General features: G+C 32.0%; 15 protein-coding genes. 10 read left to right on the top strand and 5 right to left on the bottom strand.

Translation table 11 applies throughout. From position 1 onward, the window contains the following. The first annotated feature begins 1 nt into the window (after position 1). Complete coding sequence (locus HMPREF0391_RS04100) at positions 2-511, top strand: hypothetical protein (RefSeq protein ID WP_002835627.1); 510 nt, start codon at positions 2-4, stop codon at positions 509-511. A 16-nt stretch (positions 512-527) separates the two neighbouring features. Then, positions 528-1,979 carry a helicase HerA-like domain-containing protein gene (locus HMPREF0391_RS04095; RefSeq protein ID WP_002835626.1) on the top strand — a complete coding sequence of 484 codons (1,452 nt, stop codon included), beginning with the start codon at positions 528-530 and terminating at the stop codon, positions 1,977-1,979. Between the two features lie 52 nt (positions 1,980-2,031). Here the strand turns inward: HMPREF0391_RS04095 and HMPREF0391_RS09485 are convergent, their stop codons facing one another. From HMPREF0391_RS09485 to HMPREF0391_RS04075, 5 genes are all read right to left on the bottom strand, one after another. Further along, the gene (locus tag HMPREF0391_RS09485) at positions 2,032-2,172 is read right to left on the bottom strand and encodes an IS3 family transposase (RefSeq protein WP_080545262.1); all 141 of its coding nucleotides are present in this window, start codon (positions 2,170-2,172) and stop codon (positions 2,032-2,034) included. Positions 2,173-2,437: 265 nt separating this feature from the next. After that, a complete protein-coding gene (locus tag HMPREF0391_RS04090) occupies positions 2,438-3,607 on the bottom strand; it encodes an IS256 family transposase (RefSeq protein WP_196218489.1) in 1,170 nt (389 codons plus the stop codon). 99 nt (positions 3,608-3,706) lie between these two features. Continuing rightward, entirely contained in the window at positions 3,707-4,534 is an 828-nt protein-coding gene (locus HMPREF0391_RS04085; protein ID WP_155105103.1) for an IS3 family transposase, read from the bottom strand. Continuing rightward, a complete protein-coding gene (locus HMPREF0391_RS04080) occupies positions 4,468-5,007 on the bottom strand; it encodes a helix-turn-helix domain-containing protein (RefSeq protein WP_002835581.1) in 540 nt (179 codons plus the stop codon). Before HMPREF0391_RS04080 ends, HMPREF0391_RS04085 begins: the two co-directional genes overlap by 67 nt. Positions 5,008-5,086: 79 nt before the next feature. Further along, positions 5,087-5,791, bottom strand: a complete 705-nt coding sequence (locus HMPREF0391_RS04075; RefSeq protein WP_002835624.1) for a class I SAM-dependent methyltransferase — start codon at positions 5,789-5,791, stop codon at positions 5,087-5,089. Positions 5,792-5,904: 113 nt separating this feature from the next. Between HMPREF0391_RS04075 and HMPREF0391_RS04070 the strand changes: the two genes are divergently transcribed. From HMPREF0391_RS04070 to mobB, 8 genes are all read left to right on the top strand, one after another. Then, a complete protein-coding gene (locus HMPREF0391_RS04070) occupies positions 5,905-6,885 on the top strand; it encodes a C39 family peptidase (protein WP_002835623.1) in 981 nt (326 codons plus the stop codon). Then, complete coding sequence (locus HMPREF0391_RS04065; protein ID WP_002835622.1) at positions 6,886-7,590, top strand: TrmH family RNA methyltransferase; 705 nt, start codon at positions 6,886-6,888, stop codon at positions 7,588-7,590. After that, on the top strand, positions 7,590-8,285 hold the full coding sequence (locus tag HMPREF0391_RS04060; RefSeq protein ID WP_002835621.1) for an HAD family hydrolase: 696 nt from the start codon (positions 7,590-7,592) through the stop codon (positions 8,283-8,285). The genes HMPREF0391_RS04065 and HMPREF0391_RS04060 overlap by 1 nt, the downstream gene beginning before the upstream one ends. Continuing rightward, positions 8,257-8,877: an epoxyqueuosine reductase QueH gene (locus tag HMPREF0391_RS04055; protein ID WP_002835620.1), complete on the top strand. Its 621-nt coding sequence runs from the start codon at positions 8,257-8,259 to the stop codon at positions 8,875-8,877. The genes HMPREF0391_RS04060 and HMPREF0391_RS04055 overlap by 29 nt, the downstream gene beginning before the upstream one ends. 119 nt (positions 8,878-8,996) lie before the next feature. Next, complete coding sequence (gene fdhD / locus HMPREF0391_RS04050; RefSeq protein ID WP_002835618.1) at positions 8,997-9,749, top strand: formate dehydrogenase accessory sulfurtransferase FdhD; 753 nt, start codon at positions 8,997-8,999, stop codon at positions 9,747-9,749. A gap of 2 nt (positions 9,750-9,751) precedes the next feature. Then, positions 9,752-10,387: a formate/nitrite transporter family protein gene (locus HMPREF0391_RS04045; protein WP_002835617.1), complete on the top strand. Its 636-nt coding sequence runs from the start codon at positions 9,752-9,754 to the stop codon at positions 10,385-10,387. Positions 10,388-10,397: 10 nt separating this feature from the next. Then, positions 10,398-11,579: a molybdopterin molybdotransferase MoeA gene (locus HMPREF0391_RS04040; RefSeq protein WP_002835616.1), complete on the top strand. Its 1,182-nt coding sequence runs from the start codon at positions 10,398-10,400 to the stop codon at positions 11,577-11,579. Then, complete coding sequence (gene mobB, locus HMPREF0391_RS04035) at positions 11,576-12,583, top strand: molybdopterin-guanine dinucleotide biosynthesis protein B (protein ID WP_002835615.1); 1,008 nt, start codon at positions 11,576-11,578, stop codon at positions 12,581-12,583. Before HMPREF0391_RS04040 ends, mobB begins: the two co-directional genes overlap by 4 nt. Positions 12,584-12,587: the final 4 nt, after the last annotated feature.

Below are 12,587 nucleotides of genomic sequence, written 5' to 3'. Positions count from 1 at the left end.
TATGAAAGAGAATTTAGAGAAAATAGTTTTGTACGAGAAAAGCTACGAAATTTCGAAAATTATATTGGTTTTATTGACATCTGTTTTATTTTTGAAATTTGCTAAGGTAGACCACGTTTTTGTTAAATCGTTTTTTATAACTGTGTTTTCATTCGTACCGATAATAGGAGCGGGAGTGTATTTTATTCCAGCAATCATTCTTAATTTATTAGAATCAAATACGCTCTATCTAGCGATGTATGTGTGGTTGTTATTGGCAGTAATATGTATTGACAGAATACTCTACAGTGTTTTTTATGATTTGCCGTTTGATTACAGCCCGATATCTTATGTGATTATGGGAATGATTTTATATTTGATATTTGGGAAATACATATTGTTGGTATTCGCACTTTCAGTGTGTGCAGTTACAGTGTACAACAACTACAACAAGTATAAGAAAACAAAAGTTTTTTACAAAAAAGCAACGTTTAATTTTATTGATTTGAAACAAATTATACAAGAGAAATAGAAATACGGAGGAAATAGTGGAAAAATTATTGATTGCAAGAGGAAACGAGGATATCGAACTTCTTTCAAATAAAGTAAATCAACATGGGCTTATTGTTGGAGCAACAGGAAGCGGAAAAACTGTTACATTGAAAGTTTTGTGTGAATATTTCTCCGATTTGGGAGTGCCAACTATTTTGTCAGACGTTAAGGGAGACTTGTCAAACTTGGCATCTGTAGGTGAAATGAATGATAACTTGAAATCTAGACTAGATGAAATGAATATCACTGATTTTAATTTCAAAAACTATCCTGTAAATTTATGGGATGTTTACGGAGAAACTGGACTTCCATTAAGAGTTTCAGTTTCTGAAATGGGTCCGATTTTGTTATCGCAAATTTTGGATTTGAACGATACACAAGCTGGAATTTTGAATATTGCATTCAGGGTTTCAGATGAGGAAGGACTATTGTTGTTGGACATAAAAGATTTGCGTTCTATGCTTAATCATTTGTCAGACAACAGGGAAGTTTATTCAAAAAAATACGGAAATATCACAACTCAAAGTATCAGTGCAATCATGAGAAAATTATTGTACATCGAAGATATGGGTGCAGATAAATTCTTGGGAGAACCAAGTTTGGATATAAGAGATTTGATGAAGACAGATTCTGATGGACGCGGAATTGTGAATATAATTTCTGCGGCAAAACTTATCAACGACAAAAACTTGTATTCGATGTTTTTGTTGTGGCTGTTATCAGAACTTTTCGAATCACTACCAGAAGTTGGAAACCCAGAAATCCCAAAACTTGTGTTCTTCTTTGACGAAGCACATTTGTTATTCGATAATGCAAACAAGATGATAATGGATAAAATTGAACAAGTTGTAAGACTTATTCGTTCAAAAGGTGTGGGAATATTCTTCATAACACAAAACCCACTAGACATTCCAGATTCGATTTCTTCGCAATTAGGAAATAGAATTGTGCATCAATTGAGAGCTTTCTCTCCAAAAGAATTGAAGGCTGTTCAAAAAGTTTCCGAAACTTTCAGAGCAAATGAAGATATGAATGTTAAAGACGAGATTGTAAACTTGAGAACTGGTGAAGCGTTGATATCATTCTTGGATGAAAAAGGAGCGCCAAGCATTACAAAAAAAGGGCTAGTTCTCCCACCACATTCATCATTTACACCGCTTTCTTCAGGCGATGTAGACTATATTGTGAAAAATTCTGATTTGAATCAAAAATATGCACAATCAATAGACAGGGAATCTGCATATGAAATTTTGCAAAAAAAATTACAAAATCAAATCAAAGAAGAGCCCGAAAAACAAACTAAGAAGTCCACTAAACAAGAAAAATCTCCTATAGAAGATTTTGCAACTAAAAGCATTAACTCAATGTTAGGTAGCTTTACTAGACAAATCGGTCGAGATATTGCTCGTGGGGTATTCGGATCAATCAAAAAGAGTATAAAATTTTAAGAAACCTCCCAGATGACCTGAACCCGTAAACACGGAATAATTTAATAATATTTTAAGCGGAATGTAATCTGTACATGACAGGGGACATTCCGTTTAATTTTGTTTTAATTCTATCCTCATTGTACCATTTAATATATCTTTCGATCTCATTAACTAATTCATCATAGGGTATGTGAAAAGTTTTGTGTATCAGCTCCTCCTGATAGGTTGTGAGCTGATATTTTTTTGATTTTTAAAAAATATACTTTTATTACTAAAATCTGAAAGTTCAGATATTTGTAACCTAATTTTGGCACAATTAAACTAAAAGGTCAAGATTTTTCTAAAAATCTCCCTTTTTGCCTAATTGTATTTCTTAAAAATTTGAAGATTTCTGTCAAGAGCTGGTCGTCAGACCAGGGCTATACCTTTACTCTTGATTGAATGATTCAAATTTTTTATTATCTTTATGGCAAAATTTAGATTCTGCCTTCAAAAAATATTGATAGTTGTGACAATATTTGATCCCATCCTCTTATTCTACTCGTCCATTTACTTGAAGCATCTACCATCGCTAGATACAAGCTTTTTTGTAGGGCGTAGTCACTTGGAAATATTGTTTTGTTTTTTGTTACTTTTCTAAGTTGTCTATTAAAGTTTTCTATGCTATTTGTTGTATATATTAGTTTTCTTATTCCTTCTGGATATTTGAAATATGTTGATAATTCAGCCCAGTTATTTCTCCATGAATTTACACACATTGGGTATTTTTTGCCCCATTTTTCTTCAAATATATCTAGATTACTTAGTGCTAGTTCTTCTGTTGATGCTTTGTATACTGTTTTTAAGTCTTTCATTAGCTCTTTTATATCTCTATATGATACGAATTTTGTTGAATTTCTTATTTGATGAATTATGCATTTTTGAATTTCTGTTTTTGGATATACACTTTCTATTGCTTGGCTAAATCCTGATAAATTATCTGTTGAGACTATTAATATATCTTCTAATCCTCGTTCTTTTAATTGATTTAATACCAATAGCCAGTATTTACTTGATTCATTTTCTCCTACCCACATTCCAAGTATTTCTTTGTATCCTTCTGTATTGTATCCTAGTGCTATATATACTGCTTTTTTTACTACTATGTTATTTTCTCTTACATGATAGTGTATTGCATCTAAAAATACAAATGGATATACTTTTTCTAATGGTCTATTTTGCCATTCTTCAATAGTTGGTAGTATTTTATTTGTTATTTTGCTTACCATGGATTCTGATATTCCAAATCCATAGATTTCTTTTATGTGTGTTGATATGTCTCTTGTTGTCATTCCTTTTGCATACATAGATATTATTTGGTTTTCTATGTTTGATATGTCTTTTTGATATTTTTTCAATGCTTGTGGCTCAAAGGATCCTTCTCTGTCTCGTGGGATGTTTAGGTCTATGTTTCCGTATGATGATTTAACTGTTTTTTTACTTGATCCATTTCTTGTGTTTAATGACAGTGGTTTTTCACCATATTCATAATCTAGATGTTCATCTAACTCTGCTTTTAACATTTGTTCCATTGTGTCTCCTAGAAGATCTTTCAAAGCTTCTTGTAAATCTTGTACTGTTTCTGGTTGATATTCTTCAATTAACATCTTGGATATTTTGTTGAGTCTAGTTTCTGGTCTTTTTCTTGGCATTTTAAAATCCTCCTGATTACTATTATATCAGGAGGATTCTATACACAAACTATTTCACAGTCTCTCATCATAACTTTTAAATTCCACACCATAATACATTTCTTGTTTCAATATTCCAAAGAAGTTCTCCATTGGAGAATTGTCTAGACAATTTCCTTTTCTTGACATGCTTTGTGTAATTTTCAATTTTTCTAACTTATTTGTCCAAGTACTATGTTGATAATGAAATCCTTGGTCTGAGTGTATTATTAGTTTACTTATATCTTTTGTTTTATTTATTGCTTTTTCTAACATTGTATTGGTTAATTTAGTTGTTGGATGATTGCTTAATGTATAGCTAATTATTTCGCTGTTGTATAGGTCTAGTATTGGTGATAGATAGAGTTTTTCTTCTTTGCCTCTCAATCTAAATTCTGTTACATCTGTTAACCATAATTGATTTGGTTTAGTAGCGCTAAATTGTCTTCTTACTACATTATCTGCTACTTTTCCTATTTGTCCTTTGTATGATGAATATTTTCTTGATCTAGTTTTGAATTTAGTACATAGCAAGGATTCTTCTCTCATTATTCTTAATACTCTTTTATGGTTGATATTAAAGCCTTTATTTTTTAATACCATAGTTACTCTTCTGTAGCCATATCTACCTTTTGATTCATCTACTATGGTTTTAATTTCATTTTTAACTTCTTTGTCTTTGTCTGTTGGATTTTCTAATTTTATCTTCCATTCATAGTAGGATGATTTAGGTAACTTAGCTATTTCTATCCATTCACTTACCTTGCTTTTTGGATATTCTTTTTGTAGTTTGAGGATTATCTTTGTCTTTTCCTTGCTTCTGCTTCCTCTTCCAGTAGCAAGGCTTGTAGCTTTTTTTCGTATATTATCTTCATTTTGAGAAGTCTATTTTCTTCTCTTAGTCTTATTAATTCTTCCCTTTCACTTTCGTTTATTGGAGTGTTTAGTTTAGACTTTTTATTTGATTTAGTCATATTTTTTCTAGGCCTTCCTCTGTTATCTTCAAGCCCAGATAGACCACGTTCTTGATAAGCTTTTTCCCATCTGTATACCATAGATACATTTACAAGATTGAAATGCTCTGCAGTCTCTCTAAGCGAAGTATTATTGATTTGCCTATATTGTATTACAGATAGCTTAAATTCACTAGTGTAATTATTGTTTTTTAACTTTTTAGATAAGTTATCAAAGCCTCCTGAATTATATTTATTTATCCAATTTCTCAAAGTTCCATCTGGAATATCATATTTTTTAGCTACCATTTCTCGACCACCCGAATTACCTGATAAGTATTCCTTCACTAGTTTAATTTTAAATTCTTTTGTGTATTTTGGCATACAAAAACCCCTCCATCCGTATTCCGGATTTTGGGGTTCAGCTCAAGATGGGAGGTTTTTAAATGTGCTAAATTTTATTTTATAGTTTTTCAGCGACTAATACTAATGGTCTAGAATTTTCTTTATCGAATTCTGCTTTATTAAATCCTCCGTATATTTTTATATTCTCAAAACCATTTTGTTCTAAAAGTGTTACTAATTCATCAGATGTTATTGGAAATAAATTAACGTCGTTTTCAATGGATTTATCACCTGCTGTCATAACTGTGTTAAATCGTATAAAATCACCATTTCTGAAATATTTTCTTACAAATTCCACTTTTTCGTTTTTGATAGTAGGAAGATTTCCTAAGTAATCATCATCTACTTGTAAAAATGGATGAAAATTAATGATTTGAATTACAAGATTTCCTTTTGTGTCTAACTTGTTGTAGGACTTTTTCAAAAATTCATTTATTTTTTCTGAAGATTCCAAGTGTACCAAAGAATTTCCGATGCAATAAATCAAACCGAAATCATCTCTCAATTTGTCGATATCTAACATATTCATACATTTAGCATCGATTTTATTTTCATTAATCGCTTTGTTCACAAACTTTTCTTCCAAATCAATCCCCATCACATCAAACCCATCATCTTGAAGTCTTTTTGCAATTTTTCCAGTGGCACATGCTACATCCAAGATTTTTCCGTGCGCAAGTTCTTTTAAAAAATTTATTTGTTTATCATTTGGTTGGAAAATATCCTCGTAATTATCTGAAATTGAACCGTAAAAATTACTCATATCATCACCTCTAATGTATTTATACCCAAAAGAATGTTACAATTTTATAAAGTTGTCATAATTTTGTAATAATTTCAAATCCTGTGATATAATTAGATAAATGAGGTGGAAACTTGATACGTAATAATCACGATAGATTTCTAGAAGAAAAAAGAAGACGCGCAGTAAAACGAAGGATTGTGTTTTCTGTATTTCTTCTAGTAATTCTATTTTCAATCATAAAAGTAAAAAACGATAGACAAGAGCATGCAGCTGAACAAAAACAAGCTGAGATAGCTCAAGAGCAAAAAACTTCCGTACAACAAGACTCCAAACCAGAAAAACCAGTGGGAAAAGAGGAAACTGATGAAGAAGTTTTTGAAGAAATCAAAAAAACTGAAAATATTTTTTCAAACACATTTAAGAGAAATGAATTGTTGCACAATTTGGAAGTTTACGCTAAGTACAATCCTAATGCAAAATTAGTGATGAAAAACGCTGATGACATTCATCCATCTCTTTTAAAACTTGCTGGTAATAACTACACTGCGGTTAATTTCGTGGCGAAAACAATTGATTCTACAATAAAAAACGACTATTCATATCCAGAAAACGCAAATAATTCAAATGTGCCATTGTATTTGCAGTGGGACAAGAGATGGGGTTATGAAAAATACGGCTACGGAATTATAGGTTTTACTGGATGTGGCCCTACAAGTTGCGCTATGGCGATGTCGTATTTGAAAAACGATCCTTCAATCACTCCAGCTAAAATAGCTGAAGAAAGTGATCGCAACGGATATTCGTCATCTGAAGGAACAAGCTGGGGATTTTATCCTTATATCGCAAGAAAATACGGATTGAAAGCTGTGCAAATGGATGCGAATTATAATGTTATAAAAGAGAATATAAAAAAAGGAAATCCGATTCTAATTTCTGTAAGACCTGGTGATTTCACACAAACGGGACATGTTATGGTGATTTCGGGAATAGATTCAAATGGCAATATTATAATTAACGATCCGAATAGTTTTACTAATTCGCAAAAATCATGGAAATATGACAGATTACAACCACAAATCAAAGCGATGTGGGTGTTTAGTAATGGAGTATAAATGAAAAAGTACACAAAATACAAAAAAGATCTTGAATATTCTTATACAATGGGACCTTTTCCAACTTATGAACTTATTGAAAATAAGGCTGATATTGTTGAGGAGGTCTTAATTTCTGAGGATTTCAATGACACAGAAAAACTGATAAATATATTGAATGATAAGAAAATTCCTTATACGATTTCAAGTAAACAAATAAACAAAATTTCATTAAAAGATAAGGAATACGTGATTGGAGTTTTCAAAAAGCAAAAATCAAAATTACAAGAAAAAAACCACATAATTTTGGACGGAATAGACAACATGGGAAACTTAGGTACTATTATGAGAAGTATGCTTGGATTTGGATATAAGGATTTGGCTTTGATATCAAATACGTGTGATGTTTACAATCCTAAAGTTGTCCGTGCCAGTATGGGAGCTTTTTTCAAATTAAATATTCAAAGATTTGATAATCTGCAAGATTACAAGAAAAATTTCCCGGAAAATAAGATTTATTCGTTTTTGCTAGATGAAAGTTCAGATGAACTTGGCGATGTAAAGTTCGAACAACCATTTAGCTTGGCGTTTGGAAATGAAGGGGCAGGGCTTCCACAAGAATACTACAATGAAAATAAGATTTTCATCAATCAATCTAAGGATGTGGATTCCTTGAATTTACCGATAGCTTGCTCCATTGCAATGTATCAATCGAGGGTGATTTAATGAAGAGAGTATTTGTATTTGATTTGGACGGAACGTTGATAGATTCTATTGAGATGATAAATAATTGTTTCAATCATACTACTAAAAAATTTGGGCTTAAACCTGTAGAAAAGGAAAAATTTAATTATTTTCTTGGAGATGGACCTAAAATTTTGGTGGAAAGATCTCTTAATTATTTAATAGAGCGCGATAATTTGGATGAAGCAAAAATTCATTCTCAATTTAACGAAATCTACAATAGCTACATCGAATATTACAACGGATACGACGATAAGAAAACACAACTGTATCCACATATAAGAGAAAGCTTGGATAAGTTAAAAGAAATGGGCGCACTTGTTTGCGTATGCACGAACAAGACTCTTCCAGCAGCAGAAAAAATTTTGAATAATTTATTTCCACAAGGTTATTTTGATTATGTATCAGCTTTGGAAGATGAAACCAAGAGAAAACCAAATCCGTATTTGCTAGAAAAAATAGTGGAGGATTTGGATATTAAAAAAGATGAGATTGTATATTTTGGAGACACTGACACAGATATTGAGACGTGCAAGAATGCGAACGTAACAAGTGTCGGTGTTGAATGGGGATTTAGAGAAAGAGAAGAACTTGTAGAATCGGGAGCGGATTTTGTGATTTCCGATCAAAGAAGGATAGTTGATTTTTATGGAGAATTACCAAAAAATATTGGATAAAACAATTGAAAATCTAAACGGAGGAGAAACACTTCTTCTTCACAGTTGTTGTGGACCTTGTTCCAGCTATGTTTTGGAATATTTGTCACAGTATTTTAAGATAACTATTTTGTTTTACAATCCAAACATTTCTCCGCAATCTGAGTTCGACAAGAGAGTTGTGGAGCAGAAAAAAGTAATCGAAAATACAAAAGCAAAGTATCCGATAGACATAATTGTTGACAAATACGATCCCGAAGAATTTTACGAAAGAGTGAAACCGTACAAGGATTTGGGAGAGAAATCACAGCGCTGTTATGAGTGCTACGATTTACGAATCGACAGAACTTTCGACATTGCAGATGATATGGGTTTTGATTTTGTAACGACAACTTTGTCAGTTAGCCCTCACAAAAACAGCCAATGGATCAATGAAATTGGAGAGAAATTAGAACAAACTCACAAAGCGAAATTTTTGCATTCTGATTTCAAAAAGAAAAATGGCTACAAGAGATCAATCGAATTATCGAAGGAATTTGATTTGTATAGACAAGATTACTGCGGGTGCATTTATAGCAAAAAAGAAGCAGAACAACGACATAATAATGATTGATTGAATCGGTGATTATTCGCCGATTTTTTTTGTGAGAAATTTTCAAAATAAAATTGATAATGGTGTTAAGTATTTGTATCGGCTAAAGTTGTTTGATATAATTAAATAAAGGAGATTTTATGAATTTTGAAAAAAATGTAATGGTTAAGAAATATAACGATGGAGTTATAGAAGAAGTAGAAGATGTTATTCTTAGAGAATTTTTGTTGGATATCAATATTAATTCCAAACCGATTGTTAAACTTTTATGTATTGAAAAGGATTTACAAGAACTTGTGACGGGATATCTTATCACGGAAAATATTGTAAGACCAGAAGATATACAAAACGTAGATATAAATATTAATGGAAATGTTTGTAATGTTGAATTGAAAGATATCGATACTACTCCAAGTCATGTGACAACGGAAAGTGGCGATTACAAAAATGTTCCATACAATTTTACAAATAGAGATGAAAAAGTCACACCGATTGATTGGGACGAAGAAACACTGTTGAAGATTTCCAATTTTAACTTGTCGGGATCTCAATTATTCAAAGAAACTGGCAATGTGCATTCAGTTGTTTTGGCAAAAGATGGAGAAATAATCTGTCAATGCGATGACATTGGAAGATACAACGCTTTTGATAAAGCAGTGGGAACAGCAGTATTGAAGGGAGAGAATTTATCAGATTTGATTGCGTTTACTTCGGGAAGAATTCCTTCATCAATCGTTCAAAAATGTATCAATTCAGGAATTTCTGTTATTGTTTCAAGAAGTGCACCAACGGATATTTCTTTGGAACTGGCAAGCAAATATAATTTGTCCGTAATCGGCTTTTGCAAACAAAGTCGTTTAAATATTTATAGAGATTTTAGAAAGAAGGATTAGTTATGAAAAAATTAGCGGATTTTTTGTATGCCATTATGGCAGGGGCGTTTATTGCGATGGGCGGAGTTGTGTTTTTGAGCCTAGACAATAAAATCGTCGGAGCATTTATGTTCAGTTTGGGACTTTTTGCTGTGTGTACTTTAAAGTATAATTTATTTACGGGAAAAGTTGGGTATCTGTTCTGCAATGATGTCAAAACTTATTTGCCATGGTGCTTAATGGTGTGGGTTGGAAATTTAGTTGGTAGTATTATTGTAGCGGAATTGGTTCGTCTTACAAGAGTTGCTCCAGGAATTATCGAAAAATCTACAAAATTGGTTCAAGTAAAAGCAGACGATACTTTGATTAGTTTGTTCGTTTTGGGAATTTTCTGTAACATTATGGTCGTTCACGCAGTGGATCAATACTTAAACAATCCTCACGAAATTGGAAAATATTTGGGAATTGTGATGAGCATTATGGTATTTATCCTATGCGGATTTGAACACTGTATTGCAGATATGTTTTACATTCAAATGGCAAGAATGTGGAATTCACAAACGATTATCGCACTAATCGTCATTACTTTAGGTAATGTATTGGGTGGAATTTTGATTCCGACAATGAGAAAAATCAACACAAAATTAAAAAGTGAATAAGGTTGAATAAATGTTATTACAAGTAGAAAAAGCTAAGGAAATTCTTAGAGAAAACATAAAAAAAGCATCCGATATTGAAGAAATTGATATCGATGATGCTTATAACAGAGTTTTGGCGGAGGATGTGTTGGCGAAGTTTAACAATCCTCCTTATCCCAAAAGCGCAATGGATGGATACGCTGTAAGCAGCAAAGATTCTGACAAATTATCAAAAAAGAAAATTATCGGCACGAATTTTGCTGGAGATTGCAACGATTTTGAATACGAAGAAAATACTTGCGTGAGAATTATGACCGGAGCATTTGTACCGAAATGCTACGATGCGATTGTAAAACAAGAAGACTGCGAAGTAGAAGATGGTTATATTGAAATCAAAAAATCCTACGAACCATTTGATTATTACATCAAAGAAGGCGAAGATGTTCACGAAGGTGATTTGTTAATTCCTAAAAACACTAGAATTTCTTCAGTGGATCTGTCGATTTTGGCATCAAATGGATATGCAAAAGTTAAAGTTTACAAAAAATTAAAAGTAGCGCTATTGTCGACAGGATCTGAATTGTTGTATCCTGGGGATGATTATACTCCAGGTAAAATCTACAGTTCAACGACTTTTACATTGAAATCTATTCTAAAAAATTCAGGCGTAGAAGTTGTCGAACAAAAAAACTGTATGGATGATGAAAAATCAATTATAAAAGAAATAAAAAAACTAACGCAAAAATCAGATATCGTTATAACAACTGGCGGTGTTAGTGTTGGTGACAAAGATTTAATGGAAACCTGCATGAAACAAATCGGAGAAGTTTTGTTTCACGGAATTGCCATGAAGCCTGGAACTCCAGTGATGGCATCAAAAGTAGCTGACACAATCGTTCTGTCGTGTTCAGGAAGTCCGTTTGCAGCTTTTTGTAATTTTGAAGTTTTATTTTGGGATTTGTACAATAAATATTATGGATTAAATGTAAAACAATTTGAAAAAGGAAAAGTTGTAAAAGGTTCCATGAAACCATCGAAGCTTCAACGATACGTAAGATGTTTTGTTAAAGATTCTGAGATTACTATCTTTGATAAACACAAAAATTCTATGTTACAAGATTTGACAAATTGCAATGCGCTTTTAATTCAAAAGCAAAACGAAAACTTGGAAGTAGGGTCAAGTGTGGATTATATATATTTGGGTGAAATATGAGAGTTTCTGTAGGAATATTGGCTGGCGGAAAAAGTGTGAGAATGGGTCAAGACAAATTTGATTTGAACTTTTACGGTCACACTTTTATAGAAGAGTTGATTGACAGATTCAAAGACTTTGAAGTAATTGTTTCATCTAATACAGCCGATTATTCTCCAATTAAAACTGTAAAGGACACTTATATTGATGCGGGACCTTTGAGTGGAATATTGGAGATTTTAAAAAATTCTACAAATGAATATGTATTTGTAACTTCTTGCGATATGATAAATGTGAAACCAGATTTGGTGGATTTTGCAGCATCTATCGCAAGTTTTTCAGATGAAGCTGTAATTTTTGAAACAGATGAAAGATGCTATCCTACTTGTGGGATTTTTTCTAAGAAAATTATTCCTGTTTTGGAGAAAATGCTACAAAATGGAGATTATCGTGTGATGAATTTGGTTAAGAAAATTGATGCAAAATTCGTCAATTTGAAATATACGATTTTTGAGGGTGAATTTGTAAATATTAATTATCCCGAAGAACTGAAGCAAAATGCGACGCCTTTGATTTGTATCTGCGGAAAGAAAAATAGCGGCAAGACTACTTTTATTAAAAAGCTTGTTCGAGAATTGAAAAATAGAAACAAATCTTGTTCTGTAATTAAACACGACGGTCACGATTTTGAGCTTGATTTCAAAGATACGGACACTTTTTATTACAAACAGTACGGAGCTTGTCAGACCTTGATTTTTAACGATAAATACTTTAAATTAGATGGTAGGAGTAAAAATATTTATGATTTGATCAAATTATTGGACGATGTCGATTTGATAATTATCGAAGGGATGAAGGATTCCGATTTCATAAAATACGAATGTACTCTTACAGATGATTTGGTGTGTAGCGATGTGAACAAATACGGAATTATCAGCGACAGAATTTTTGCGGGTTACGATAATTTTGATATCAATGATGTTCCGAAATTTGCAGACTACATTATTCGAAAATTTAAAATTTAGAAGG

This window comes from Finegoldia magna ATCC 53516 (assembly GCF_000159695.1).
GTDB lineage: Bacteria > Bacillota > Clostridia > Tissierellales > Peptoniphilaceae > Finegoldia > Finegoldia magna_F.
This window is presented reverse-complemented; position numbering and strand designations above follow the sequence as displayed.